The 23,203-nt window shown below is 65.3% G+C and carries 28 protein-coding genes and 1 tRNA gene; 14 read left to right on the top strand and 15 right to left on the bottom strand.

Annotated features, from left to right (window positions below; all coding sequences use genetic code 11):
* Positions 1 to 224: 224 nt before the first annotated feature.
* Positions 225 to 476 carry a hypothetical protein gene (locus KQ307_RS06280; RefSeq protein ID WP_259727330.1) on the bottom strand — a complete coding sequence of 84 codons (252 nt, stop codon included), beginning with the start codon at positions 474 to 476 and terminating at the stop codon, positions 225 to 227.
* Positions 477 to 918: 442 nt separating this feature from the next.
* Between KQ307_RS06280 and KQ307_RS06275 the strand changes: the two genes are divergently transcribed.
* Both KQ307_RS06275 and KQ307_RS06270 read left to right on the top strand, forming a co-directional pair.
* Positions 919 to 1,605, top strand: a complete 687-nt coding sequence (locus KQ307_RS06275; RefSeq protein WP_259727329.1) for an HNH endonuclease — start codon at positions 919 to 921, stop codon at positions 1,603 to 1,605.
* A 285-nt stretch (positions 1,606 to 1,890) separates the two neighbouring features.
* A complete protein-coding gene (locus tag KQ307_RS06270) occupies positions 1,891 to 2,187 on the top strand; it encodes a hypothetical protein (RefSeq protein ID WP_259727328.1) in 297 nt (98 codons plus the stop codon).
* A gap of 116 nt (positions 2,188 to 2,303) precedes the next feature.
* Here KQ307_RS06270 and KQ307_RS06265 read toward each other — a convergent pair whose 3' ends face one another.
* The 8 genes from KQ307_RS06265 to KQ307_RS06230 all read right to left on the bottom strand — a co-directional run bounded on the left by KQ307_RS06265 (position 2,304) and on the right by KQ307_RS06230 (position 9,361).
* Complete coding sequence (locus KQ307_RS06265) at positions 2,304 to 2,888, bottom strand: sigma-70 family RNA polymerase sigma factor (protein WP_259727327.1); 585 nt, start codon at positions 2,886 to 2,888, stop codon at positions 2,304 to 2,306.
* 4 nt (positions 2,889 to 2,892) lie between these two features.
* The gene (locus KQ307_RS06260) at positions 2,893 to 4,548 is read right to left on the bottom strand and encodes a terminase (protein WP_259727326.1); all 1,656 of its coding nucleotides are present in this window, start codon (positions 4,546 to 4,548) and stop codon (positions 2,893 to 2,895) included.
* Between the two features lie 3 nt (positions 4,549 to 4,551).
* Positions 4,552 to 5,100 (bottom strand): hypothetical protein, encoded by a 549-nt coding sequence (locus KQ307_RS06255; RefSeq protein ID WP_259727325.1) that lies wholly within the window; start codon positions 5,098 to 5,100, stop codon positions 4,552 to 4,554.
* Entirely contained in the window at positions 5,090 to 5,455 is a 366-nt protein-coding gene (locus KQ307_RS06250) for a hypothetical protein (RefSeq protein ID WP_259727324.1), read from the bottom strand. Before KQ307_RS06250 ends, KQ307_RS06255 begins: the two co-directional genes overlap by 11 nt.
* Positions 5,456 to 5,465: 10 nt before the next feature.
* On the bottom strand, positions 5,466 to 5,846 hold the full coding sequence (locus KQ307_RS06245) for a hypothetical protein (protein ID WP_259727323.1): 381 nt from the start codon (positions 5,844 to 5,846) through the stop codon (positions 5,466 to 5,468).
* 112 nt (positions 5,847 to 5,958) lie between these two features.
* Complete coding sequence (locus tag KQ307_RS06240) at positions 5,959 to 6,675, bottom strand: hypothetical protein (RefSeq protein WP_259727322.1); 717 nt, start codon at positions 6,673 to 6,675, stop codon at positions 5,959 to 5,961.
* A gap of 313 nt (positions 6,676 to 6,988) precedes the next feature.
* The gene (locus tag KQ307_RS06235; protein ID WP_259727321.1) at positions 6,989 to 9,154 is read right to left on the bottom strand and encodes a PriCT-2 domain-containing protein; all 2,166 of its coding nucleotides are present in this window, start codon (positions 9,152 to 9,154) and stop codon (positions 6,989 to 6,991) included.
* 27 nt (positions 9,155 to 9,181) lie between these two features.
* Positions 9,182 to 9,361 carry a hypothetical protein gene (locus KQ307_RS06230; RefSeq protein WP_259727320.1) on the bottom strand — a complete coding sequence of 60 codons (180 nt, stop codon included), beginning with the start codon at positions 9,359 to 9,361 and terminating at the stop codon, positions 9,182 to 9,184.
* Between the two features lie 170 nt (positions 9,362 to 9,531).
* Here KQ307_RS06230 and KQ307_RS06225 point away from each other — a divergent pair, with 170 nt between their 5' ends.
* The 7 genes from KQ307_RS06225 to KQ307_RS06195 all read left to right on the top strand — a co-directional run bounded on the left by KQ307_RS06225 (position 9,532) and on the right by KQ307_RS06195 (position 13,046).
* The gene (locus tag KQ307_RS06225; protein ID WP_259727319.1) at positions 9,532 to 10,326 is read left to right on the top strand and encodes a helix-turn-helix domain-containing protein; all 795 of its coding nucleotides are present in this window, start codon (positions 9,532 to 9,534) and stop codon (positions 10,324 to 10,326) included.
* A 73-nt stretch (positions 10,327 to 10,399) separates the two neighbouring features.
* Positions 10,400 to 11,155: a hypothetical protein gene (locus tag KQ307_RS06220; protein WP_259727318.1), complete on the top strand. Its 756-nt coding sequence runs from the start codon at positions 10,400 to 10,402 to the stop codon at positions 11,153 to 11,155.
* A 221-nt stretch (positions 11,156 to 11,376) separates the two neighbouring features.
* Complete coding sequence (locus tag KQ307_RS06215) at positions 11,377 to 11,580, top strand: hypothetical protein (RefSeq protein WP_259727317.1); 204 nt, start codon at positions 11,377 to 11,379, stop codon at positions 11,578 to 11,580.
* Complete coding sequence (locus KQ307_RS06210) at positions 11,573 to 11,818, top strand: hypothetical protein (protein WP_259727316.1); 246 nt, start codon at positions 11,573 to 11,575, stop codon at positions 11,816 to 11,818. Before KQ307_RS06215 ends, KQ307_RS06210 begins: the two co-directional genes overlap by 8 nt.
* Positions 11,808 to 12,461 carry a hypothetical protein gene (locus KQ307_RS06205; RefSeq protein ID WP_259727315.1) on the top strand — a complete coding sequence of 218 codons (654 nt, stop codon included), beginning with the start codon at positions 11,808 to 11,810 and terminating at the stop codon, positions 12,459 to 12,461. The genes KQ307_RS06210 and KQ307_RS06205 overlap by 11 nt, the downstream gene beginning before the upstream one ends.
* A complete protein-coding gene (locus tag KQ307_RS06200) occupies positions 12,461 to 12,697 on the top strand; it encodes a hypothetical protein (protein WP_259727314.1) in 237 nt (78 codons plus the stop codon). The genes KQ307_RS06205 and KQ307_RS06200 overlap by 1 nt, the downstream gene beginning before the upstream one ends.
* An 88-nt stretch (positions 12,698 to 12,785) precedes the next feature.
* Positions 12,786 to 13,046: a hypothetical protein gene (locus KQ307_RS06195; RefSeq protein ID WP_259727313.1), complete on the top strand. Its 261-nt coding sequence runs from the start codon at positions 12,786 to 12,788 to the stop codon at positions 13,044 to 13,046.
* Positions 13,047 to 13,309: 263 nt separating this feature from the next.
* On the opposite strand, the gene KQ307_RS06190 is transcribed toward KQ307_RS06195, so the two are convergent.
* The 4 genes from KQ307_RS06190 to KQ307_RS06175 all read right to left on the bottom strand — a co-directional run bounded on the left by KQ307_RS06190 (position 13,310) and on the right by KQ307_RS06175 (position 15,296).
* A tRNA-Pro gene (locus KQ307_RS06190) sits at positions 13,310 to 13,383 on the bottom strand.
* A 120-nt stretch (positions 13,384 to 13,503) separates the two neighbouring features.
* On the bottom strand, positions 13,504 to 14,466 hold the full coding sequence (locus tag KQ307_RS06185) for a hypothetical protein (protein ID WP_259701242.1): 963 nt from the start codon (positions 14,464 to 14,466) through the stop codon (positions 13,504 to 13,506).
* A gap of 58 nt (positions 14,467 to 14,524) precedes the next feature.
* Positions 14,525 to 14,794 (bottom strand): hypothetical protein, encoded by a 270-nt coding sequence (locus KQ307_RS06180; RefSeq protein ID WP_259701243.1) that lies wholly within the window; start codon positions 14,792 to 14,794, stop codon positions 14,525 to 14,527.
* Positions 14,795 to 14,894: 100 nt separating this feature from the next.
* A complete protein-coding gene (locus KQ307_RS06175) occupies positions 14,895 to 15,296 on the bottom strand; it encodes a RidA family protein (protein ID WP_259701244.1) in 402 nt (133 codons plus the stop codon).
* Positions 15,297 to 15,315: 19 nt separating this feature from the next.
* Here KQ307_RS06175 and KQ307_RS06170 point away from each other — a divergent pair, with 19 nt between their 5' ends.
* Positions 15,316 to 16,515 (top strand): ABC transporter ATP-binding protein, encoded by a 1,200-nt coding sequence (locus KQ307_RS06170; RefSeq protein ID WP_259727312.1) that lies wholly within the window; start codon positions 15,316 to 15,318, stop codon positions 16,513 to 16,515.
* Between the two features lie 3 nt (positions 16,516 to 16,518).
* On the opposite strand, the gene gloB is transcribed toward KQ307_RS06170, so the two are convergent.
* A complete protein-coding gene (gene gloB, locus KQ307_RS06165) occupies positions 16,519 to 17,349 on the bottom strand; it encodes a hydroxyacylglutathione hydrolase (protein ID WP_259701246.1) in 831 nt (276 codons plus the stop codon).
* 29 nt (positions 17,350 to 17,378) lie between these two features.
* On the opposite strand from gloB, the gene hisG reads away from it, so the two are divergent.
* From hisG to KQ307_RS06150, 3 genes are all read left to right on the top strand, one after another.
* Positions 17,379 to 18,038 (top strand): ATP phosphoribosyltransferase, encoded by a 660-nt coding sequence (gene hisG, locus KQ307_RS06160; RefSeq protein ID WP_259701247.1) that lies wholly within the window; start codon positions 17,379 to 17,381, stop codon positions 18,036 to 18,038.
* A complete protein-coding gene (locus KQ307_RS06155) occupies positions 18,038 to 19,837 on the top strand; it encodes an ABC transporter ATP-binding protein (RefSeq protein WP_259727311.1) in 1,800 nt (599 codons plus the stop codon). The genes hisG and KQ307_RS06155 overlap by 1 nt, the downstream gene beginning before the upstream one ends.
* A gap of 97 nt (positions 19,838 to 19,934) precedes the next feature.
* The gene (locus KQ307_RS06150) at positions 19,935 to 20,429 is read left to right on the top strand and encodes a GNAT family N-acetyltransferase (protein ID WP_399241653.1); all 495 of its coding nucleotides are present in this window, start codon (positions 19,935 to 19,937) and stop codon (positions 20,427 to 20,429) included.
* Positions 20,430 to 20,548: 119 nt separating this feature from the next.
* On the opposite strand, the gene KQ307_RS06145 is transcribed toward KQ307_RS06150, so the two are convergent.
* Positions 20,549 to 21,700 carry a trypsin-like peptidase domain-containing protein gene (locus KQ307_RS06145; RefSeq protein ID WP_399235981.1) on the bottom strand — a complete coding sequence of 384 codons (1,152 nt, stop codon included), beginning with the start codon at positions 21,698 to 21,700 and terminating at the stop codon, positions 20,549 to 20,551.
* Between the two features lie 96 nt (positions 21,701 to 21,796).
* Here KQ307_RS06145 and dnaA point away from each other — a divergent pair, with 96 nt between their 5' ends.
* Positions 21,797 to 23,179 carry a chromosomal replication initiator protein DnaA gene (gene dnaA, locus KQ307_RS06140; protein WP_259727309.1) on the top strand — a complete coding sequence of 461 codons (1,383 nt, stop codon included), beginning with the start codon at positions 21,797 to 21,799 and terminating at the stop codon, positions 23,177 to 23,179.
* Positions 23,180 to 23,203 lie beyond the last annotated feature (24 nt).

Genomic DNA, 23,203 nt, shown 5'->3' with positions numbered 1-23,203 from the left:
AGCCACATAGTTCTCTGTGAACAGTTGGCAAGAAATGGATCTATGCTCCTACAAGACAGGGCAATTGAATTTTATGCGGTTGGATGATGAGCATTCAGGGGGGGGGTTCACGGATCTGCCCAATCATTGTTAGCCGAATTGGGGTTGCCTCAGTTTCGATCCTTTTCTTCCGGTATAAGCTAGTCGATGCAAGGGTCAAAGCTGTCCAATTGCAGACAATACAGCTAGCCCATTACAATTGCAACCTCATGGAGCAAGTTAATGGGCATGCAGTCAAGACGAAAAAAGGGGTGGAGAGCAACAGGATTCACAGCAGCCGCAAGAGCCAAGGGCGTCGCCGCCAGTGCAGCAAAGAGAAGAAAAGTGACCGCGGTTAAGGCAACATCCATTAAGCCTACTAAGAGCAGGCCACGCCCTAAGGCCAAGAAGCCCGAAGAAGAAGCAACAACACAAAATACACCCAAGATAAAAACCATATTTGGTGGTGCCTGCGGAACTAAATGGACTATGCAAGTCTGGGACTGGTAAGCCCTAATAAATTAAATGGTCGCACAGTCTTTCTAGGTGATTTTATCATTGAACATGTGGCAAATGGCCAATTGCTGGTCTCTCGGTTCAATCACAGCATCACACCCTAGATGCTACACAGTATCTAGAGTATGTCTTTCCGTTCCATGCAAGCGAAGAGATTGGACAAAGAATAATGTCGTGAATCGGGATGTCCACAGGCCTGACCAGCTGGTTTGTGACGCTGGCGGGAAATCGGCTAACAATGCCATTCACCTGAGCCGCCACCAAATGCTCATTCTTGATCTTCATGGATTTCGGCAGTCAGATGATGGCAAGCGTTAGATTCCTCTGTCTCCGTTCTCTGCTTTTGCAATGAGTCCGACTGAACTAGTTGACTACCTAGAAACCATGCAGCAGTACGGTTTCGGCGCCGCCGAGTTTACAAAGCTGCATCATTTCTCGCTGAAAGGACGTACTGAGCAATTGAGCAAAGCGATCTGGCACTTTCAGCGCACGAAGTCGATACAAGGCAACAATCTTAGCCTTGCCAAGCGATGTGAGTATGTTGCCACTCAACTAAAGGCGGGAAGGGCCGACAAAGACATCATCATCGCTGAGGCTCTAGAACAGTGGCCACTGATTGACGATCGTTCGCCCAATAGAAAGGAACTTGCACAGGCTGATGTCGGTCCCTCGCAAGAGCTCGTCAAGACTATTGAATTTGATCTGAGGGCAGCGGAGGAAGAGGTTGAGGGATGGGAAGGAGAACGAACAGTACGACTTGTCGCGCATTACGAACGAAAAGCCCATCTTCGCGCAGCCGCATTGCATTACCACGGCACGTCCTGTAAAGCGTGTGGGTTTGACTTCTCATTGACTTACGGTGCCCATGGCGCTGATTTCATCGAAGTTCATCATTTGGTTCCAGTGTCCTCACTCGGAGAATCTCGAGCCGTTAATCCACTTACTGACATGACTGTACTATGCGCTAATTGTCACCGTATGATTCATCGTCGCCGCGATGCTCAACTTTCCCTAGAGAGCCTTCGAAAACTACTAGACAATCAATCAAAGATGTACTCATCAGGAGCCTAACAAACTCCTCTTGTGGACAGGCCTCCATAGTTTCTCTGCCGTCGCATTTTACTCCTTGCCTGCCACTCAAGGGCAGCCTTGGTCTTCACATGAGAGCCCTGAGAGGGCAGAATGGAACACACTGAAAATGCCGATGTCGAGCTCCTCGTCTAGACACACTTTGATTCTCTTGCGCGTATCCTTGACATTGCCGATGAACACATTCTCGGCATTGATTCGGCCCTGAAAATGCTAGGTTCTATGGACGGGAGATGACTTCCATTGCAAAATCACCACGACAGGCCGATGGCATACGACACTCCTGGCATCATCCGCGAAGCGGCTCCCAACGACCTATGCCCAGACTTATCTAAGTTATCGCCCTTCAAGCTTGGCACTAAGTATGCCCGGGCAATCCTAACGCTTCTCGCCGCTCATCCTGATGGTGTTTCAGATCAAGAACTTGCTGATGCAATTGACATACCAGTTAGCGACATTTGGGGCTACTACACGCTGGACATCCCACGCCGTGGAGTTGGTATCGAACGTCTCTCGAATGGAAATGTCAGGGCAATCTTGCCGAATGGCTTTTGCATCTCTTGAAGCAATGACACTCTTGTGAAGCCCATCATCAAAAACTAGCGGGCGGGACCAAGCATGCTTGATGGGTCAGCAAAGGTGCTCCCGCCGCTGATCTTGGGCATTTCCAAAAAGTTACCTCAGGTTTCCTGTGGCAGCCCCACGAGCCGCACGCTGCAGGCGACGCTGATCTCTGCCCACCGCTCCGACGTGACGCGCAGCCGCTCTGGTAACTCGGCTGGCGGGGTTCCTTGGCACAACAGTTTCTGACCACTGGCGTAGAGATCACGCCAGGACGGCGGCACCTTGATCGCAAAGCCGTGGTCACGCAGGTAGTGGGTGATCTCGCCATTGGCATAGGTACGGGCGTAGGCGCGAAACGAGCGCCCACCCCTGCCATCGAAGCGGGCGGCCGCCTTCAGCAGACCGATCACCGCGAGTTGACGGAGGTCGTCAAAGGGATGGGTGGTGCGCCGAGCGAAGTTGCCGGCGATCTTGTCGGCCAGGTCCACGTGAGCCAGGGCGAGCCGATGCACCGCCGCCTGAGGGTGCTCGGGCCGCTGACGCCTTGGCTTGCGTGGCGTCTGAGGAGGCGGCTGGTAGGGGAAGGCAAAGACGAGCTGCAGATGTACGCAAGGGAGCCGTCGCCGGCGCCGTAGGGGCCTGGGCGAAGGGACAACAACATCGGTGGCGGACGCGAGCAGCGGCAGGAGGAGCTGGGCCACCGCGTCACCGAGAAAGAAGCATCGGCAGCGGATCGCGCTTGATACCCAGGCCGCGCCAGTAGCGCGTCTCCAGCCACAGGGCCCCATGACCGAAGGCATCGACCAGATCCTTGGTGCCCTTGGGGAAGCGCGGCAGCTCCTCGATCAACGGGGCAGCACGGTGGTGGAAACGCACCTGGCCTGCTTCCAGCAGCGGGGCGACGGCATGGGCACGGGATTCCTTGCTGCCGCGAGCGGGAATCGGCAACAGGCCCGGCACCTTGCGCTTGAGGGTCTGCTGCACGGCCGGGCCATTGGCCGCGTCCTCGATCAGCACCGCATGGGGGCGAAGCCCCTGGGCGTCGAGCGCCGCGAGGGTGGAGAGCAAGAAGCGGATCGTCTGCGGCAGATCGAAGTGGTGGCGGGCCGCCCAGATCACCTCCAGCTCGAGCTGCTGCGGCGCCGACTGGGGAGGCAGCCGAGGATCCTGCGGTGGGCGATCAGGGAGCAGCAGGCCCATCAGCACGAAGCCGCAGTGATCGTTGTGCTCCTCCCCCTTGAAGGAGAGGTCGCAGGAGAGCACCAAGGGCGAGAAGCGGCGCGGCTGCTCGCGCGGGAACGGTGGCTTGATCCAGGCGCGCTGGAAGATGGCGCCCTGCATCGGCGAGGGGCGCTGCTGAAAGAGGGCGTTCCACCAGAACGACCCGACCCGGGTGCGGATCTTGAGCAGCTCGGAAAGCGGGAAGCGTTCGGGGCAGAGCGCCTCGCCAGGTTTACGCCAGTCCGGCTCGACGGTGCAGGAGGCCGGGAAGCTCTGCCGATCGGCGCGGTGCTCGGCAATCGCCGGGAGGTTGAGCACATGCCACTCCTGCGGGGCATCGCCGCTTTCCTGGGCCATCAGCCACCCGATCACGTCCTCGTGATCCCAGCGGGTGAGCACGATCACCTGAGCCGAAAGATTGCGCTGCAGGGCGCCAGCGCCGGCGTCAATGAACTGGGGCTCAGCTCGGGTGAACCAGACGGCCTTGAGCCAGTCCTCGATGCGCGCCCTTACCCGAACAGAGCCGGCATCGGCCGGACCCTTGTAGGGGTCGTCGATGATGCCGAGCGAATAGCCCTTGCCGGTGAATGGTCCATCAACGCCAGCCGCGATGCAACCGCCGCGCTGCGGGGTGAGCCAGTTGCCAACAGCTGCTGAATCCTTCGACAGCAGATTTCCCGTCACCCGGTAGAAGTGCCGGGCCTCGCGGGAGTGGGCATAGGCCAGCTCGCCGCTGTAACTGGCGATGGCCGCGAACAGGTGCGGGTGGCGGTAGATGAAGTAGGCGGGGAAGAGCTTGGAAACCAGCAGTGATTTCCCCAGCCGCGGCGGGCAGGTGACGATCAGGCGCGAGAGCTGGCCATCGGCGATCGCCTGCAGCAGAGCAATCAGCACCACCGCCCAGCGGTGGAAGCCGTAGCGGGGGTAGGCCTCAGCGATGAACTCCCGGAAGCTCAGTGGCGCCGCGCTGGAGCGGGCCAGGGCGGGATCGGGAGCACCCAGCAGGCCGAGATCACCCCAGGGGTCGCCGTGCTGCGGGGAGTGGAGCAGGCCGCCGCCGCTGAACATCCCTGCCGAGGCAGGCTCAGCCTTGGGAGGGCGGGGCGCTCCGGTCGCCAGCATGCCGGTGGTTGGGCCCATGGCTTACTTCGCCTCCGGCGGCTTGATTGGCGCCCGCAGCAGGCCACCGATCTCGGCAATCACTCGCAAGGCACCGACGGCAGCGGAGAACTGATCAGCATCCATCGCCCGGCGGGCGCAGTCATAGAGGGCGTAGATGTGCTGCGCCTGGTGCTCCAGGCGGTTGTTGATCAGCTCGGCCACCATCCGCTTGCGGCCCAGATCCAGGTAACGATTGATCGTGCGGGTGTTGCTCACCCCCCAGGAATTGGCCGCATTTGCCCGCACCAGGCTGAGTGGCAGCCGCTGGGCAATCCAGAGCTGGGCCTCGGCGATGCGGCGCTCCACCTCCGCCACCGAGGCACGCGGCGGCAGAGTCTGATGGGGAAAGCGGGTGGCCACACCACGCCTGGAGGCGCGTGGCGCAGGGCCGTCGCCCCGGAAGCAAGGGGTGCCATCTTCGTCCTGGTGAGGTGCCGCGTCGCGCAGCGCTTCAACTCCCTCGGCAACCAGCTCGGGCGCTCCCCAGAGAGCTCCCTTCCCCAGGCGAGGGCGATGCGAATCAGGCGTCATCGAGGCCGCTCAGGAGGGCGCAGCGGACGTAGGCCGCCCACTGCTCCGGGGTGAGCACGATCCGCCAGGTGCCGCCGCGGAAGCGCACCCAGCTCGCCGCGAACGGCAGGGCTGCATTGATGGCCTGCAGCTGCGCCTCGGCCGGTTTGAGCCGGGCGGCGGCCGCGACATTGGCCCAGCTGGCGACCTGAATCACATGGCCAGGAACGCCCTCGATGTCACCGGTGTCTCCGCCGGCGCCATTGGTGCGACCGGCCCCGAGCTTGCGCCGTGCCGGCAGCGCCAGCAAGGCGGCGATCAGCTGGGCCGCCTCCCGCTCGGCTGAATCCCCCTTGCGCTTCTGAGCGTTCGCCATGGGTGAACGATCAGATGGGCCTGGGGGCCTTGATCGTCCAGAAGGGGTTGCCGTGCTGAACGGTGGCGGCGCCGGATTCGATCGCTGATTTCTGGGCCTGCTTGAGGCTCTGCTCCTGCAGCCGCAGCGGCTCGGGATAGGCGTAGGAAGCGCGGCCGGGCGACCAGCAGAAGCTGAAGTCGTTGTGGGAAAAAGAGGCGTCCAGCTCGCCGTCCTCGAAGACGCCATGGAGCTGATCCAGCAGTGAGGTCAGTTCGGTTTCGATCTCCTTCTGAGCGGCCTTCAGCTGGGTGATGCGATCGAGCAGGACATCCAGATCAATGGGCTCCGCCAGAGCGACAGCCTCGGGGACGGCAGCGGAGGCGGGCTCAAGAACGGGGCCGTAGACCATGACGCTCGCCGGGCGAACAACGGAACCAGGCGCACCCTGGCTTGCAAGGCACCGTAGCGACCCGACAACGCAAGCCGCAAGTACATGCCTCGGGATGCCGAGTCTTGTGGGCTCAGAAGGGGCGGTGGGTCGCCACGTACTGGGCCCAGACCGCGGCCCAGGCCGCCAGGCACTCGCGCCGGGGATAGGGGGGCGAGAACTGGGTCCGCCCCGGCCGGCTCCAGATCGTCTGCCCGTAGTCGAACCAGTGGCCCTGGCTCCATTCCAGAGCCAGGTAGCCGCCGATCTGGGCGCGGGTGCAATAGGTGCTGCCGCTGGCCGTGAGGCTCTTGAGATCGGCCAGCACCCGCGCTGGGCCGCTCACCCCCGCTGGTCGCTCCGCAGCTGGCGGGAGCTGTGGGTCGATGTAGGCGGTGTCGTAGGTGCCAGCCACATTGCGCACCAGGCAGCAGGTGGGGCGCTCCGAGGCGATCACCTCCACCGCTCCCCAGCGCTCATGCTCGATCAACGGCTCGATCCACTCCCGGTAGGCCTCGAAATCAACCTCCGCCCCGCTCGGGGTGTCTCCCTGATCGTTTTCCTCGGCTGGGTGAGCATCAGGCCGTATGCGGCCCGTGAGGAAGTGCTCCAGGGCCTGGTGGCAGGTGTTGCCGCGCGGCTCCCACACCGAGCGGCTTGCCTCGATGCGGCCCAGGGCATAGCTGGACTTGGCCACCTGCAGCACACCGGTGATCGAGACCGGGAAGAGGTGATCGTCCAGCCAGTAGGTGTGCTGCGGGTCGAGGCGTTGCAAACCGGCGATCGGTTCAAGCCAGTGGGTGGTCGTCATGCCGGCGGGGGGAGGGGGGGGGATACACGTGAGGGAGTGAATTCGTGAAAAATTCCGGCAGATCGACTGCACCGCAGGTCGTTACAAGGAATGAAATCGATGAAAACAGCGGGAATGGCCGTGAAAAAGCTGCTGCGAATCTGGTTTCACGACGTTTTCACAGCTTTTCACGGCTTTTTCATCCATTTTGATCGCTGAGAACCATTGCACTGCAGTGCTTTAGAGAGAAAAAATCACTTTTTCATTTTATAGAAGGGGGACACACACAGGGCGATGCGATCAAGCACTGAGATTTGGCGGAGATCTGGCTGGTTCATGCCGCCCAGATCTGCTGTTCAGAACCGCCCTGACGCGTCAGCTCCAGCAGCTTCTGGCCCTGCGGGCTCAACCGCCAGGCCAGACCCGACTTGCGCACCAGCCCCCGCTTGCGCAGCCAGGTCAGGTTGTTGCGCACCGAGCCCTCCTGGAAGCCGCCGAGATCGGTGCACAGGTAGGCGGTGCTGGTCGGCAAGCCGCCCGCCTGCCGCAGTTCGATGGCATCGAGCACCGCGACGCGGCAGTTGCGGGTAATGAAGCCTTCGCTGATCACAAAGCCGTCTTCTGAGAGGCGGTAGCTGAACTCCCGCGCCGGGCTGCCGCGCAGCTTGTGGACACTCCAGACATTGCAGGGCCCCCGGTCCTCGAGCTTGCGGGTGAGCTGATGGACTGCCGAGGGAATTTGATTGATGTTCTGGCTGCCGGCGGCGGCCTGCAGCCCCTTGCCGGCACTCTTGCCTCCAGCCGGGTGGTGCAGCCAGAGCAGGGAGCAGTGACGACACACCAGCGCCTGCAACAAGCGCAGCAAGGTGCCGACCGGGCCGATGCCGAAGTTGATTCCGGCGAGCTCCAGCACCGCCTTGAGCGAATCGATCACCACCAGGGCGTAACCGCCACCGGCCAGTTCCAGGCGCAGCTCCTGCAGGCCGGAGGGGCTGCAGCACCAGGAGGGCAGCCCATCGGCCGGCTCAGCCGCCCAGATCGTCAGCTGCTCATCCACGCAAGGGTCCTCGGCGCAGCCGAGGTCCTCCAGGTACTCGCGCACCATCGCCCGGGCGCCCTCGCCGCCATCGGTGCCGATCCACAGCACCCGCCCGTTCCTCGAAGGCGGGATCTCCTGGTCGAGGAAGGGGAGGCCCTTGATGCAGCAGACCGCCATGGCTGCCGCCGCCATGGTCTTGCCGCTGCCGCCGGCGCCAAAGAGCAGGTGATCGCGGCGCCAGAGCAAGAAGCCCGGCAGCAGGTCTTCTGCGGGCGAGGTGATCGGATCGCTGAGGCGGCGGTTGCGGCAGCCGCCGTTGTGGGAGTTCTGCAGCGGCAGCTCCCAGCGGTGGGCCAGGGCGTAATAGATCCGCTCGTCGATCGCCTGACCCGTCACCCCAAGGCTCCAGAGGGCGGAGCGAATCGCCTGCTCCTGCGCCCAGGTGTCGCGGGTTTCAAGCAGCAGATCCAGCAATTGCTCCAGCAGCCCGGCGATCACTGCATCGCGGACTGGTTCGGGATGCTGCTGGGGTCCAACAGCAGGGGCCCCGGGTGCCAGCGCATCACCCCGCGGCCCGTCGCCAGCCGGCCACAGGTACTGGTAACCAGCAGCGGCGGCATGGTGGTGAAGGCTGCCGATCGTGACGCCACGGCCCTTGAAGGAGCGCCACTTGGCCAGGCACTCGGCCTCATCGAACCCGGCGCAGCCGCGTGACCACTCCACCCAGGCAGCCAGCAGGCCGGGATCGACCGAATGGAGGGCCATGCCGACCGTGAGCCAGCCCTCGTAGTCCTCCAGAGGAGGGATGTGCTGGAGCAGCTCCAGGGCTCGGGGCACATCCGCTGCCGTGGGGGCGTAGTCGCCGCAGACCGGTTCATCGGGCTGCTTGTAGAGCGGCTCCAGCAGCCATTCCGGTGCCTCAGCCACCGACACCTGATCGGGAGAGCGGCCCTGCATCCAGCGGTAGCGGCCCGTCTCGGGGTGGACGCCGGCGATCACCGATTGGTGGCCCGCCCAGCGCAACTCGAAGACCGTTCGGGCCTTGCCGGCCTGGGCAGCACCGGTCCAGTGGCGCCGGCCCCGCAGCAGGTCCCAGCCCTCCAATGGCACCCGGAAGACAAGTTGGCCGCGATGGGGCAGCCCCGACGACCAGCCAACGGTGGGCGGCAGGTCACGGTGCGAGCGGCCGTAGATGCGGCGGAAGCAGGCGGCGGCACCGCGTCCATCGAAGTCGAGTGCCAGTACACCGGAGGCCGGACCGAGCAGCACTCCGACGGCATGGACGTGGGGGTTATCAGCCAGGGCGGTGATCGCTTCGAGGTCGAGACCGCTGTTGCCCCAGGCCAGCAACGGCTCACCGCTGAGCGGATCGACCGGTCGTTTACGGCCATCGATCGGCAGCAGCGCCCAGTCGGAATCGATCGCCTGCAGGCTCTCGATCAGCTGGGCAGGCAGGGGCATCAGCGCAGGGCCTGAAGGTGGGAGGGTTCAGAGCAGTGGCGTGTGCCGTTGTGGGGCGGCGGCGTGTGCGCGGGGTTTGCTCCTGCTCTGACGGCGAATGTGATCGCGCAGGATCGACCGCAGGAAGGTGGTGCGGGCCTCGCCGCCGCGGTGGGCGTCGAGCCAGTGGATCAGCTCAGGGGGCAGGCGCACGGCAAGGGGACGCACGACTCGGCAGCGCTGGGAGCTGAACCGTATCCCGTTTGGCCCGTCCTCGCAAGGCCGAGGCAAATTCAAATATGGCGATACATCTGCCGTCCATGTACTGGCTTGTGATCGCTGGGCAGGCCCCGTCCCATGCCTTAGCGTGCCGCTAACGAACCTCAGCCTTGTGAGGCATGGCCGAATCCTTCGCCCAGATCGAGGCACGTCAGGCCGAGGCTCGCCTGGCCTTCGGGCGCATGCTGCGGTTGTGGCGGGAGCGCAACGGCTGGACCCAATACACCGTTGCTGACTGGGGCAAGGAGGCCGGCTTCTCGGCGATCAGCTACGGCAACCTCAGCGCGATCGAGCAGGGCAAAGCCGGTGAGCTGCGCCGGCCCGCCTTCTTCCAGCTCGCCGAAGTCAACCGCCGCATCGCTGAGGAGGATTGGAGTCGTCTCAAAACCCAGGCCCTCAAAGACAAGCTCAACGGCGCCACGGCGATCGTCGATGACGACGGCACCCTCTGGGGACCGATTGAGCTGTGGAGTTGCTACGTCGGCCTGCGGCCGGTGCCAACAGCTTTCCAGCCAAAGCCCAGACCCGAGGCGCCGTCCGTGGCGCTCAAAGAGGCAAGGGCCCTTAGCCAGACCTGGCGCGAGCTGGTGAGCAGCGCCGTCGACGAGCGCGACCTCGATGCCTTCGAGGCGGTGCAGGAGATCGCCCGCCAGGCACCGCTCCCTCTGCGCAAGCAGTTGCGCACGGTACTCACCTCGTTTGGCGACTACGAGCCCGAGCAGCTCAAGGAGCTGTGGGACGGCGAGTGGCTGCCCGAGCGCTGGATCCACACCTGGCTCGAAACCCTGCCGCCAGCGGCCGGCGCTGCCGAACCCGCTGGCGGCCCGCCGGAAGCGGCCAAGCCCAGGGGCCGCAGCAGCAAAGGCATGGGGAGCCGGAGCAAAGCCAAACCCACAGCAGCCTCGGAATTCTGAGGAAGACTTGCACCCCGCATTAGCGAGCCCCTAAGATCCGGGCCATGCGGGCGACGGTCCCGCCCCACGCCCCATGGACGCCACCCCCTCCACCGGCCCGCCGCTGCTCGGCGAGCACGTCAGCCCCCACGAGCGCCAGTGGCAGGCTGAGTGCGTGCTGGCAGAAGCGCTCTCCAGCTTCCAGGCCGATCTCAAACCAGCCACGGACTTCTCCCTGGCGGCCGTGGTCACCGCCGCTAAGCCGGCCTTCGCGATGGGCTTCAGCTTCTCGGTGCAGAGCAACGGCGAGGGCACCGTGGTCGTACTGATGCACAAGGACGGCGCCCAGCTGAGCGCTGAAACCAGCGCCTATGACGCGGACTTCGCCCTGAGCGCACGCCTGCTGGCGGGCCTGCTTGGCATTCCTGTGCAACAACAGGCTCAGCCCAGCAAGGCCGGGGCAGCTACCGCTGTTTCGATTTCTGCGGCCGTCGATGCCGGAGAGCCACAGCCCAGTCCCAGCGATCCCGCCCCGCAGCAAGACGCCGCTGTTGAGGAGCCCGAACAGGAGCCGGCCCCGCCGCCGGTGGCCGCGACAACCCCGGTTCAGCCGGAGCACGACCCGCTGGACCTTGAACCGCTGGAGCCCCAGGAGATCGCCACCCTCACCGCGATGCTCAAGGCCATGGCCCGCAGCGACAAGGAGATCTGGAAGCGCTTCACCATCGCCTTCCGCGCCCAGTTTCAGGTGCCCAGCACCGCCCGCACCATCACCGATCGCGTCACCCAGCGCCGCCATGCCGACTTCATCGACCGCTTCGAGCGGGAACTCGCGGGGGTGCCGTCATGAGCAGACCCTGCAGCTGCGCCATGCCGCTCACCTGCTCTGGGCCGTTGCCGATCAGCGTCAGAGGGAACTGGCCGCTCGCTACTACCGCGATGTGCCAGATGGCCGCATTCATGGGCTCATGCGCCGGGCCAGTGAGATTCACTTGCTGCGCTGGCTGGCGCGGGCCGTCGAGAGTTGTTGCGAGCCCGCGCTGGAGGCTCGGCCAGCGCGGCAGTGGCCTGTTGCTGAGGACCATCCGCAACCAGGAGCCGGTCTGGACGCAGGCGCCTGAGCTGGCCTGGCACTGCCTCTGGCCCACCCGCGCTGCCGCCCTTGTCCAGTCGTGCCCGGCCCTACAGGCCGCCATCGATGAGCTGCAACTGGTGAGGGTGCCCGACTGCCGCTGCCAGGCCAGCGATCCCCATGGCTGGCTCGCCGATGGCTGAACCACCACTCCGCCGCATCGCCTACGGCCACCGCCAGCACGAGCAGCCCAGGGCCCCGGATGGGGGCCACTACCTGCAGTCCAAGGTCCGCAGCGATGTCTGGCAGGCCCTGCAACAACTGCGCCAGCAGCACGGCCTATCGATCAGCGGCGCCGCCCATCACCTGATGCGGCTCGGTGCCGGCCTTGAACCCCTCCCTCCCCTCAACACCAACCCCCAACAGAGCCATGGCGATTGAACTGAACGACGGCGCTCGCATCGGCGCACCTGTGATCCGTCAGCAACGCTTCGGGGAAGTGGCGACGCTGGCGATCGTGCGCACCGAGCAGCGCGACCGGCTGCGCAAGAACCTGGCCAGCGGCGAGATGGAGCCGATCCCCAACGGCAAGGACCGGCAGGGAAACCCCAAGGTCAAGCAGGAGATCGTCATCCACTGCGTCGCCATGCCCGGCACCTCGATGGAGGCCAAGCTCGGCGATGAGGCGGCGGTGCCGGCAGCCGGCGATCGGGTGCGGGTGATCCTCAAGGCCAAGGGTTTCGGCGACTGGATCGAGGCGCGCAAGGGGCACCGCAAGGGCAAGCTCAACGTCGGCGATCAGCTCACCCTGGCCACCCGCTGGGCCCAGCAGTACGACCAGGACGGCAACCCCAAGGGCAGCAAGATCGAGACCCAGGCGGAAGCCGATGCGGTGCCGCGCAACGTCACCATCGGCTTCTACGGGCCGATCAGCTTGAGCGAGGGCACGGACGTGGGCTGGATCGAGGCGGCCGAGCAGGCCTACCGCGACGATCAGGCCAGCGAACGCCAGCAGCGCGCCATTCCCATCGGCGAGATGGATGACTTTGGTGATGAGTTCGGCGACGACGGGGTGCCGTTCTGATGACCCGCAGCTCCGAACCACGCCGGCCCCAGCTGCCGCGCTTCTGCCGCAGGCAGCCGCGTCACACCCTGGTGACGATCACCAACCTCCGATACCTGCACCGGCTGGTCTGGCTGCTGCTGCTGTTTCAGCTCACCACCGTGCTGCTGGTGCTCGCCGGGCCGGTGCCGCCCAGGCCAGTTCCAAGCCAGCCGAACAGCACCGCCACGCACGGTCCTGGTCCTCTGATGCCATGACGCAGACAACACCAGGGCGGGTCTGGATGACCACCGCACAGGCCTGCGAGCTGCTGGGTGTCAGCAGTGAAAGACAGCGGGGGGAAGCATGAGCTTGCGGAAAGTCAACGATGCAGCAGAGGCAGTGCCGGTGGGCGAATGGCTCGATGCCCGTGGCCTCGGGATGGCGCTCAAGGTCAGCGAGAGAACGTTGTGCCGCTGGCGCAAGGCAGGCCTGTTCAAGCCTGGGGTCCATTGGCGGCGAAAGTTCCCCTGCGCCAATTCACCAGTGCTCTATCACTTGGGGCGATGCAACGAGGCGATGAGCGAGGCAACGGCTCGCTCGCCCCACCTGCTTGAAACGGACTGAGATGAGATTCCAGGTTCCATGCCCCTCTCTCTTTGCCAGGGCGGAGGGAGGGAGGTTTCTGTTCTCCAACGACGGCGGGTGAGTGGATGAAGCACTCGCTCTGCAGTGCTCCTGGGCCGTTCGTACATCTCTCGTACAAAGGCCCCAAACCAGCCCCATGAACGGCCAACGGAGCCTTCCATTCGTACATTTTCCGTACATTGCCCCTTTTGGGCAAAAAAAGAGGGCTTCCGGAACCTCCGAAAACCCTTGCAGTGACTGAATCGGGGCGACAGGATTCGAACCTGCGACCTAGTGCTCCCAAAGCACCCGCGCTACCAAGCTGCGCCACGCCCCGCCTCTTCCATCATAGGTTGCGGCTGTTCGTGGCCCTGGCCCGAAACCGCCGCCCCAGCTCTGGGATCAAGCCGGCTTCAGCAGGGCGCTGGTGGCGGCAGGGTGGGGTGGAACCGGCTCGTCAGCAGCGAGGAGCAATTCCCCAGGCTTCCTGCAGCTCCTTCAGAGGTTGATCGGCCACGGTGAAATAGTCGATGGCCAGGAGATCCCGGGAGCATTGCCTGCCCCGCTTGAGTGCGGCCACAACCCGCTCAGGAACCCCCGGCGCCGACACACAGTTCTGCTGCCCACCGGCCACCACACTGTCGAACAAGCCGCCTTCGTACATGGCCATCACGCCGAGAAACCAGAGATTGGCTCCCGGCACTGAGCTGCTGGCGGCACCAAAGGCGGCATTCTCCACCTCACCCACCACATCCACCTGGTAATCACCCAGCACATGCAGCCAGTCGTGATGGGCGAGTGCCGCGTTGGCGCCACCCAGTTCGCCGGGGGTGGTGAACCTGTTGGTCTGGTAATGCCGCCAGACGGCAGCACCAAGGCTCCCCGGCGGGGCTGTGGCCAGGGCACGCCAGCGGGCCGCTAGGGCCGCATCCGGCTCGAACGTGAAGGTCCAGGCCTTGGGGCCATGCAGCTCCAGCAGCTGCTCAAAGCCCGCCGTCTGGCGGTCTTCCACCCCCATCCAGAAGAGCCTGTAGAAATCACTCTGGGCCTGCGATCGGCTGTTGAACGCCACATCGCGGGCCATCACCAGGCTGCGGTCATCGACACCCAACCGTGCCGCCCAGCGTTCGATCGACCGTTCAAGCTCTGGCGGCACTGGATTCACCAGCATCTCGGCAAGCACCAGCAACTCGACCAGCTCCCGTCGCTGCTGCGGCTGGGGAAACAGACCAGCCGCCGCCTCCACATCGATTGCTTCGAGCTGTTCGAAATCCAGGGTTACTCCCAGCAGCTCCTGGAAGATCAGGGCGAGAAAGCGGGGCTGGAAGGCTGTGGACCAGCGATTGCCGATCCGACAGGCACCGGCGACGGCTGCGGCCAGCAGTGGGGCCTGCTCTGCAGAGAGATGGACAAGAAACATCGTGACCACCCGACCCGGTGAGCAGGTGAAACCGGAGTGGAGACGGGCGGCAAAGCCGTCAGTGCATCAGGCCTGGCCAGGTGCCGGGATAACGCAGGGTGCGCCAGTCGCCCCGGGGGGTGCTCACTTCAATGCCGATTCCGATCGGCTGCTCCACCGCGCCCACCTGTTCCTGCCACCAGTCCAGGGCGGCCTCCCAGGCCGCATCCATCGTCTCGAAGTGGTCATCGAGCACGGGATGGGGGGAGCATTGCTGATCGACCAGTCTGTAGAGCCGATTTTTGCCGCCATTCAAAACAGACCTGACGCCAAGGGAGGAGTACGCCATGGGGGGAGCTGGTGCATCCTCCGATTCTTGGGCATGTGCCAGCTGGTGACTGTCACCTTGATTACCAAGCGTGAGCTTCGTAACCTGCCACAGCCACTGATCAGGGGCTCGAGAGCAGGGCGATGCAGTCGATCTCCACTCTGGCCCCTTTCGGCAGGCCCGCCACCTCCACGCAGGCCCTGGCCGGCGAAACTCCGGCTCCGAAGTGTTCGGCGTAGATCTGGTTCACCGCCGCAAAGTCGGCCAGGTCAACCAGGAACACCGTTGTGCGCACCACGTGCCGGGTGGTGCAGCCGGCCGCCGCCAGCACCGCTTCGAGATTGGCCAGCACCTGCCTGGTTTCCGCCTCCACATCTCCTCCTCCAACCATCAGCGCGGTGGACGGATCCAGGGCGATCTGTCCTGAGCAGAACAGCAGGTCGCCCGCCTTGACCGCCTGGTTGTAAGGGCCGACGGGAGCCGGCGCCAAAGCCGTTTGGATCGCTTCGGGCAGGGACACCATGACAGGAGAAGATGAGGCGATGAGCCTAAGTGGATCGCCCACAGTCAGGAGCCGGGAACCTCTCTGGAGTGAGGCGCCACACCGGGACCAGGTCCGGCTTGAAAACGTCTGGCACCGCTACGACGGGGCCTCAATCGCCTCAGCTGCAGGCCGTTCCGATGGCGAGGGCTGGACCCTTGAAGCCATCGATTTTGCACTTCGCCCCGGCGAACTGGTGGGATTGCTGGGCCCCTCCGGCTGCGGCAAGACCACCTTGCTGCGCCTGGTGGCGGGATTCGAGCGTCCCGCCAGCGGCAGAATTCTGATTCAGGGCCAGGAGGTGGCCGGCCCCGACCGCTGGCTTGATCCGGAGCGGCGCGGGGTCGGCATGGTCTTTCAGGACTATGCCCTGTTTCCCCACCTCGATGCCTGGTGCAACACCTGCTTTGGCCTGAAGCCCCATCAGGATCGCAGCCGGGCTCGCTGGCTGCTGGAACTGCTCGGGCTCAGCGGCCTGGAGCACCGCTATCCCCACGAACTCTCCGGCGGTCAGCGGCAACGGCTGGCCCTGGCCAGGGCCCTGGCGCCAGGCCCCTCCCTGTTGCTGCTCGATGAGCCGTTCTCCAATCTTGATGTCGAGGTGCGGCTGCGGCTGCGCAGCGAGCTCCCCGCCGTGCTCAGCCGCTGCGGTGCCAGTGGCGTGATCGTGACTCACGATCCGGAGGAGGCCCTGGCGATCTGTGACCGGGTGGCGGTTCTGCAGGGGGGGCGCATCCATCAGTGCGCCAGCCCCCGGGAGTTGGTGCGTCGCCCGGCCAGCGCCTTTGTCGGGCGCTTCGTTCTGCAGGGAAATCTCGTGCCGGCCTGCTGGGATGGCCAGCGTCTGCGCACGCCGCTGGGCTGGCTGCAGCCGGCCGAGCCCGTCGTGGCCATGACCTCCGGGCGGGATTCGGGCCCACTGGAGGTGTTGCTCGACCCGACGGCCCTTGAGCCGGTGGCTGACCCGGATGGCGACGCCTGGGTGATGGGCCGGGAGTTTCTCGGCCGCGACTGGTTGATCCAGGTGCACCTGGAGCAGGCCGGCAGCCCTCCCCTGCAACTGCGACTGCGGCTGCCCCTCGATCAGGAGTTCAGCCGTGGCGAGCGTTGTCGGCTGCGGATCCGCGAGGCCCAGAAGGCCGTGCTGTTTCCCGACGGTCTGTCGGTGGTGGCTGTGGCCGAGCCTGCCAGTCAGGGCTGAGCCTCAACCTTTCCACTGATCCTTGTGCAGGCGACGCGCCGCCAGTTGCCCGGCGTCCCCGGCCATCAGGAACAGATTCGAGCGGCGCTCCAGGCCGATGGTGCTGGGAATTGTGCACTCCCCGCGGTGCCGCTGCTCCTTCACTTCGGCCAGGCGGGCCGCCACCGCAGCCTGCTCGGCTGGCCTGACATCAGCCACCGAGGCGGCCCAGCGCAGGTTGGCCAGGGTGTACTCGTGGGCGCACCAGACCCTGGTGGCGTCGGGCAGAGCGGCGAGGCGCTGCAACGAGCGGTGCATCTGTTCCGCCGTGCCTTCGCACAGTCGGCCGCAGCCGCCAGCGAACAACACGTCGCCGCAGAACAGCTCGCCCTGGCCGCCGGCCACGGGCGGCAGCAGGTAGGCCAGATGGGTACGGGTGTGGCCGGGCAGCTCCAGCACCTCCACCCGACGGCCGAGCAGCTCGAGGTCATCGCCCTCCGCAACGGAACGGGTCTGGAAGGGAATCCGCTCCTGATCGGCGCGGCTGGCCACCACCGCGGCCCCGGGCCAGCGCCGCATCAGCTCTGGCGTCCCACCGATGTGATCCTGATGGTGGTGGGTCTGGAGCACGGCCACCAGCTCCAGCTGCCGCTGCTCCAGCCAGCTCAGCACAGGCGCCGCAATGCCTGGATCGATCACCACCGCCTGGTGGCTGGAATGGAGGACGAACACGTAGTTGTCGTCGAGGATCGGCACCAGGGCGACAGCCACTGCCACATCCTCGGCGGGAGCCGCCGCCCGCTTGGCCCCGGCGCCCGGCTCTGCCGCCTGCCACTCGCCCCCTGGCTTCCTCATCGTTAAAGTCCAATCTGCGGTGCAGTTCCATGATCACCGTCGCCCTGGCAAAAGGTGCCCTCCTCAAAGACTCGGTTCGGCGGTTTGCCGCCGCCGGCCTTGATTTCAGTGCCCTGCTCGATGACGACAATCGCCAGCTGATGGTGCCGAGCCCCTGCGGCACGGCACGGGCCCTGCTGGTTCGCAATGCCGATGTGCCGGTCTATGTGGCCTATGGCCAGGCCCAGTTCGGCATCGTCGGGGACGATGTGCTGCGGGAACACCGCCTGCCGGTGGCGCCCCTGCTGGATCTCGGCTTCGGCGGCTGTCGCATGGCGGTGGCTGTCAAGGCCAGCAGTGGCTACCGGCGTGCTGCCGACCTGCCCGCCCATTGCCGGGTGGCCAGCAAGTTCGTGCGTTGTGCCGAAGCGTTCTTCGATCAGCTCGACCTGCCGGTGGAACTCATCCACCTGACCGGATCGGTGGAGCTGGGTCCGATCACCGGCATGTCCGAGGCGATCGTCGATCTGGTGGCCACCGGACGCACCTTGCGTGACAACGGCCTTGTGGCCATCGAAGATCTCTTCACAAGCACGGCCCGCCTGATCGGTCACCCGATCGCCCTGCGGCTCGATCAGGGCGAACTCCAGTCCATTGTGGATCGGATCGCTGTGGCCAGTCCCCCGGCCCGCCAAGCGGTGACGGCCTGATGGCCAACCTGGACCGTCAGCGGCTGCTGCGCCTGCTTCCCTACCTGGGCCGTGATCGCCGCCGCCTGCTGCTCACCCTGCTGCTGCTGATCCCGGTGGCCCTGGCTGCCGCCGTTCAGCCGCTCCTGGTGGGCCAGGCCATCTCCGTGTTGCGCCATGAACCCACGCTTCCCTGGCTGAGCAACCTGCCCGTGCCCCAGGCGATCCGCCTGCTGGTGCTGTTGCTGTTTGGCGCCGTTCTGCTGCGTCTGGGCCTGCAGGGAATCCAGACCTACAGCGTGCAGGCGGTGGGTCAGCGGCTCACCGCCCGGATCCGGGACGACCTGTTCCGCCATGCCATGGATCTGTCGCTCCGCTTCCACGACCGCACCCCGGTGGGCAAGCTGCTCACCCGGCTGACCAGTGACGTCGACGCCCTGGCGGAGGTGTTCGGCAGTGGCGCCGTCGGAGTGCTCGCCGACCTCGTCACCCTGCTGGTGATCGCGATCACCATGCTCACGATCGAGCCGAAGCTCGGGGCGCTGCTGCTGGTGATCCAGATCCCGGTGGTGCTGATCATCCTCTGGCTGCAGGGGCGCTACCGCAAGGCCAACTACCGCGTCCGGGAGGAGCTCAGTCAGCTCAACGCCGATCTGCAGGAGAACCTCCAGGGCCTTGAGGTGGTCCAGATGTTCCGGCGGGAGACGATCAACAGCCGCCGCTTCGCCAACACCACCGATGCCTATCGCCAGGCCGTGGGCGGCACGATCTTCTACGACAGTGCCATCTCCGCCTTCATCGAGTGGGTGGCCCTCAGCGCCGTGGCCCTGGTGATTGCCCTGGGGGGCTGGATGGTCACCAGTGGTTCGATGGGGCTCGGCACCCTCACCACCTTCATCCTGTTCTCCCAGCGGCTGTTCGACCCCTTGCGTCAGCTGGCGGAACGGTTCACCCAGATCCAGGGTGGACTCACCGCGGTGGAGCGGATTGGTGAACTTCTGGAGCAACCGATCGAGATCAGCAGCATGGCCGATATCCAGCGCAGCCCGGCAGCGCGGCGCTCAGCCCTGGAGCGGGCCAGTGCCGGCGAAGTGGTGTTCGAGGATGTCTCGTTTGCCTACCGGCCCGACGATCCGATCCTGACCAACCTCAGTTTTCGGATTGCCCCCGGCGAACACGTGGCCCTGGTGGGCCCCACCGGCTCCGGCAAGACCACCGTGATCCGCCTGCTCTGCAGGCTCTATGAGGCCCAGCAGGGGCGGATCCTGCTCGATGGCATCGACATTCGTGAGTTGCCGATCGGCACCCTGCGCCAGAGGCTGGGTGTGGTGCTCCAGGACACCTTCCTGTTCAGCGGCAACGTGGCAGACAATCTCCGCCTCGACGCCCCGATCGACGACGCCGAACTCGAGCGCCTCTGCCATGAGCTCGGTCTTGAGGCCCTGCTGCGCCGCCTTCCCGATGGTCTGGCAACGGAGCTGCGGGAGCGGGGCGGCAATCTCTCCTCCGGGGAGCGCCAGTTGCTCTCCGTTGTTCGAGTCGCGATCCGGAATCCTTCGGTGCTGATCCTCGACGAGGCCACCGCTTTCATGGATCCCTCCACCGAAGCCACCCTGCAGCGCGATCTCGACAGGCTGCTCCACGCCCGTACCGCCATTGTGATCGCCCATCGCCTCGCCACGGTCGAATCCGCCGACCGCATCCTGGTGTTGCGCAAGGGTCAGCTGATCGAGCAGGGCAGTCACCTGCAGTTGCGGGCGGCCCGGGGGCTCTACGCCCAGTTGGCCGACCTGCAGGAACGGGGACTTGTCACGCTCTGAGCGGCAAGGCCAGCTGATCGGCCGGTGATCTCCCCAACCCCCGACCGCCCCCGGGCCTGGATCGGGCAGGATCAGACGATCTCCGGGCTGCCCTCCACTGGATTTGGATTTCACTGCTCACCTCTCCAGCCTCTATGGCGCCGATCACCGGATCTGCCCGAGCGCCAATCCCCGCCTCCAGCTGGTGCTGAGCTTTGACAGGGAAATCGATCTGCTTGAGCTGGAGCGTCTCTGCGATGCGGTCGGCTGGAGTCGCCGGCCGCTGCGGCGGGTGCGCAAGGCGCTGGAGCACAGCCTGCTGCGGGTCGGTCTGTGGCGGCACGATCCCCGCCTCCCCAAGCTGGTGGGCTTTGCCCGCTGCACCGGCGATGGCGTGCTGGAGGCCACCGTCTGGGACGTGGCCGTCCACCCCACCTACCAGGGGGCCGGCCTGGGTCGTCAGCTGATGGCCTATGTGCTCGAGCGGCTGCGGCGGATGGAGGTGGAGCGGGTGAGCCTGTTCGCTGATCCGGATGTGGTTGGCTTCTACGAACTGCAGGGCTGGGAGCTGGAGCCCCGCCAACGCCGCTGCGCCTTCTGGTATTCACCCTGATCCTGATCCTGATCCTGATCCTGATCAGGTCAGGTCCGATTTTGTCTGGTCTGGTCCTGATCAGATCAGCTCGGCTCAGATCGGCAGGCGGCTGGCTGAAGCGGCTCAACTGTTGCGGCTCAACTGTTGCGGCGCAGCTCGGCGGGCCGGACCGTGAGGCTGAGCGGCTTCTCGCCACGTCGTACCTGAACCGTCAACTCCTGGCCGACCCTGCCGGCATCCACTGCCACCTGCACCTCTGAGGGGTTCTTGACGCGCTTGTCGCCCACCTGCTCGATCAGATCACAGGCCTGCAGCCCACCTTGCTCGGCGGGGCTGCCCTTCAGCACGTCGACCACCACGACACCGTTGATCTCAGGCAGGCGGCATTTGGAGGCGGTGGCATTGATTTCCCTGGCCAGCTGGGGGGTGAGGGCCTGCAGGCGTACACCGATGTAGGGGTGGGAGGCCCGACCGCTCTCGAGGATCTGGGCGGCGATCTGGCGGGCCAGGTTGATCGGGATGGCGAAGCTCAGGCCACCGCCCGGTGCCTGCCGAATCGCCGTGTTGACGCCGATCACCTGGGCACTGTCGTTGATCAGGGGCCCGCCGCTGTTGCCCGGGTTGACGGCGGCGTCGGTCTGGATGTACGGCACCCGCTGTCCTTCTCCGATCGCATTGGTGCGCTGGATGGCGCTGATGATTCCCGCCGTAACCGTGTTGTCGAGGCCCAGTGGATTGCCGATCGCGATCGCCCATTCCCCGGGCCGCACCTTGGCGGAGTCGCCCAGAGGGGCCACCGGCAGCCCCTGGGCCACCACCTTGACCACGGCGATGTCGGTGAGCGGATCCCCGCCGAGCACCTTGCCGTTGAAGCTGCGGCCGTCTGGCAGGGTGACCGACACCTCGTTGGTTCCCTCCACCACGTGGGCATTGGTGATGATCACCCCGTCGGAGCGGGTGATGAAGCCGGAGCCCTGCCCCTGCTGCTGCTGAACGGCGGGAGCGCTGCCGAACAGGCCGCCCAGTGGATTGATCACCCGCTTGACCGTGTCGATCCGCACCACCGCCGGTCCGACCTTGTCGACGGCGTCGACGATGAAGCGATTGCCGGCCTGGAGGGGGATGGCGGCGGGGGCGTCGCTCACCTTCGGAGCGGCGACCGGCTCACTTTTCTGCTTCAGCAGGTTCGGCACACCCAGGGTGCAGCCTCCCAGCAGGAGGCCGGCGGAGCAGGCAGCGATCAGGCTGGGCAGAAGGGCCACCGGGCAAGGACGCCGATCAGATGTCATGGAGAGGGGAGGTGGTCCAGGCCGAAGGCCGCTTGCCGGGCATAGGTCGGATGCTGGGGATCTGCCTATATTCGGCCACTGTGGGACGAGGCGGAGGTGCAGCAGGGTCAGGAGCTGTGGCACCGGGTTCAAGAGGCACTCCAGGCCAATCTGAGCAAGCCCACTTTCGAAACCTGGATCCGGCCGGCCCGCTGTGCCGGCTTCGCCGATGGAAGGCTGCGCCTGGAGGCCCCGAACAGCTTCGCGAGCGGCTGGCTGCGCAAGAACTACCTCAGCACGATCGAGGCGGTGGCCTCGGAGCTGGCTGGGCACTCCGTGCGGGTGGATGTGGAGACGGCTTCGGGCGTACCGAACGACCCTGGTCTGGAAGTCGTCGCTGCATCGGGGGGGGCGCAGCCGATTCAGCCCCCCATCCCCCCTCCGCGCGGCGAAACGCCCCGCCGCCCCGCCCCGGGCCTCAACCCCCGCTACGTGTTCAACCGCTTCGTGGTAGGGCCCAACAGCCGCATGGCCCATGCCGCCTCGCTGGCGGTGGCCGAAGCGCCCGGCCGCGAGTTCAACCCCCTGTTTCTCTGTGGTGGCGTTGGCCTGGGCAAGACCCACCTGATGCAGGCGATCGGCCACTACCGCGTCGAGATCGACCCGGAGGCGCGCGTGTTCTACGTGTCCACCGAGTCGTTCACCAACGACCTGATCCAGGCGATCCGCAAGGACGGCATGCAGAAGTTCCGCGACCGTTACCGCGCCGCAGATCTGATCCTCGTCGACGACATCCAGTTCATCGAAGGCAAGGAGTACACCCAGGAGGAGTTCTTCCACACCTTCAACGCCCTGCACGAAGCGGGTCGCCAGATCGTGATCGCCAGCGACCGCCCGCCCAGCCAGATCCCCCGCCTGCAGGAACGGTTGATCTCGCGCTTCTCGATGGGCCTGATCGCCGACATCCAGACCCCCGATCTGGAAACCCGCATGGCGATCCTGCACAAGAAGGCCGAGCAGGAACGCATGACGCTCCCCCGCGACCTGATCCAGTATCTGGCGGGCCGCTTCACCTCCAACATCCGGGAGCTGGAGGGGGCGCTCACCCGGGCGGTGGCCTTCGCCTCGATTACCGGCCTGCCGATGACGGTGGAATCGGTGGCGCCGATGCTCGATCCGGTGGGCAACGAGGTGGTGGTGACGCCGCAGCAGGTGGTGGAGAAGGTGGCGGAGGTGTTCGGTATCGGCGTGGAGGAGATGCGCAGCAGCAGCCGCAAGCGGGCCGTGAGCCAGGCCCGCCAGGTGGGCATGTATCTGATGCGTCAGAGCACCGACCTGAGCCTGCCCCGCATCGGCGATGTGTTCGGCGGCAAGGATCACAGCACCGTGATGTATGCGGTGGAGCAGATCGAGAAGAAACTGGCGATCGATCCGAGCCTGGCCCGCCAGCTCCAGCAGGTTCGGGATCTCCTGCAGATCGATAGCCGCCGTCGCCGCTGAATCGTCCAGCCAGCTCGCAGGGGT

It is taken from the genome of Synechococcus sp. CS-1326 (genome assembly GCF_025128115.1).
GTDB lineage: Bacteria > Cyanobacteriota > Cyanobacteriia > PCC-6307 > Cyanobiaceae > Regnicoccus.
This window is presented reverse-complemented; position numbering and strand designations above follow the sequence as displayed.

Excerpts from the sequence above, each read along its gene's own strand:
- KQ307_RS06210 (WP_259727316.1), top strand. The coding sequence starts at position 11,573 with ATGGCTGAACCACCACTCCGCCGCATCGCCTACGGCCACCGCCAGCAC.
- KQ307_RS06145 (WP_399235981.1), bottom strand. The coding sequence starts at position 21,700 with ATGACATCTGATCGGCGTCCTTGCCCGGTGGCCCTTCTGCCCAGCCTG.
- KQ307_RS06180 (WP_259701243.1), bottom strand. The coding sequence starts at position 14,794 with ATGGCGTACTCCTCCCTTGGCGTCAGGTCTGTTTTGAATGGCGGCAAA.
- KQ307_RS06245 (WP_259727323.1), bottom strand. The coding sequence starts at position 5,846 with ATGGTCTACGGCCCCGTTCTTGAGCCCGCCTCCGCTGCCGTCCCCGAG.
- KQ307_RS06175 (WP_259701244.1), bottom strand. The coding sequence starts at position 15,296 with ATGGTGTCCCTGCCCGAAGCGATCCAAACGGCTTTGGCGCCGGCTCCC.
- KQ307_RS06280 (WP_259727330.1), bottom strand. The coding sequence starts at position 476 with ATGGTTTTTATCTTGGGTGTATTTTGTGTTGTTGCTTCTTCTTCGGGC.
- KQ307_RS06195 (WP_259727313.1), top strand. The coding sequence starts at position 12,786 with ATGAGCTTGCGGAAAGTCAACGATGCAGCAGAGGCAGTGCCGGTGGGC.
- KQ307_RS06255 (WP_259727325.1), bottom strand. The coding sequence starts at position 5,100 with ATGACGCCTGATTCGCATCGCCCTCGCCTGGGGAAGGGAGCTCTCTGG.
- gloB (WP_259701246.1), bottom strand. The coding sequence starts at position 17,349 with ATGAGGAAGCCAGGGGGCGAGTGGCAGGCGGCAGAGCCGGGCGCCGGG.
- KQ307_RS06275 (WP_259727329.1), top strand. The coding sequence starts at position 919 with ATGCAGCAGTACGGTTTCGGCGCCGCCGAGTTTACAAAGCTGCATCAT.
- KQ307_RS06155 (WP_259727311.1), top strand. The coding sequence starts at position 18,038 with ATGGCCAACCTGGACCGTCAGCGGCTGCTGCGCCTGCTTCCCTACCTG.
- KQ307_RS06260 (WP_259727326.1), bottom strand. The coding sequence starts at position 4,548 with ATGGGCCCAACCACCGGCATGCTGGCGACCGGAGCGCCCCGCCCTCCC.
- KQ307_RS06185 (WP_259701242.1), bottom strand. The coding sequence starts at position 14,466 with ATGTTTCTTGTCCATCTCTCTGCAGAGCAGGCCCCACTGCTGGCCGCA.
- KQ307_RS06225 (WP_259727319.1), top strand. The coding sequence starts at position 9,532 with ATGGCCGAATCCTTCGCCCAGATCGAGGCACGTCAGGCCGAGGCTCGC.
- KQ307_RS06200 (WP_259727314.1), top strand. The coding sequence starts at position 12,461 with ATGACCCGCAGCTCCGAACCACGCCGGCCCCAGCTGCCGCGCTTCTGC.
- KQ307_RS06220 (WP_259727318.1), top strand. The coding sequence starts at position 10,400 with ATGGACGCCACCCCCTCCACCGGCCCGCCGCTGCTCGGCGAGCACGTC.
- KQ307_RS06235 (WP_259727321.1), bottom strand. The coding sequence starts at position 9,154 with ATGCCCCTGCCTGCCCAGCTGATCGAGAGCCTGCAGGCGATCGATTCC.
- hisG (WP_259701247.1), top strand. The coding sequence starts at position 17,379 with ATGATCACCGTCGCCCTGGCAAAAGGTGCCCTCCTCAAAGACTCGGTT.
- KQ307_RS06270 (WP_259727328.1), top strand. The coding sequence starts at position 1,891 with ATGGCATACGACACTCCTGGCATCATCCGCGAAGCGGCTCCCAACGAC.
- KQ307_RS06205 (WP_259727315.1), top strand. The coding sequence starts at position 11,808 with ATGGCGATTGAACTGAACGACGGCGCTCGCATCGGCGCACCTGTGATC.
- KQ307_RS06250 (WP_259727324.1), bottom strand. The coding sequence starts at position 5,455 with ATGGCGAACGCTCAGAAGCGCAAGGGGGATTCAGCCGAGCGGGAGGCG.
- KQ307_RS06240 (WP_259727322.1), bottom strand. The coding sequence starts at position 6,675 with ATGACGACCACCCACTGGCTTGAACCGATCGCCGGTTTGCAACGCCTC.
- KQ307_RS06170 (WP_259727312.1), top strand. The coding sequence starts at position 15,316 with ATGAGCCTAAGTGGATCGCCCACAGTCAGGAGCCGGGAACCTCTCTGG.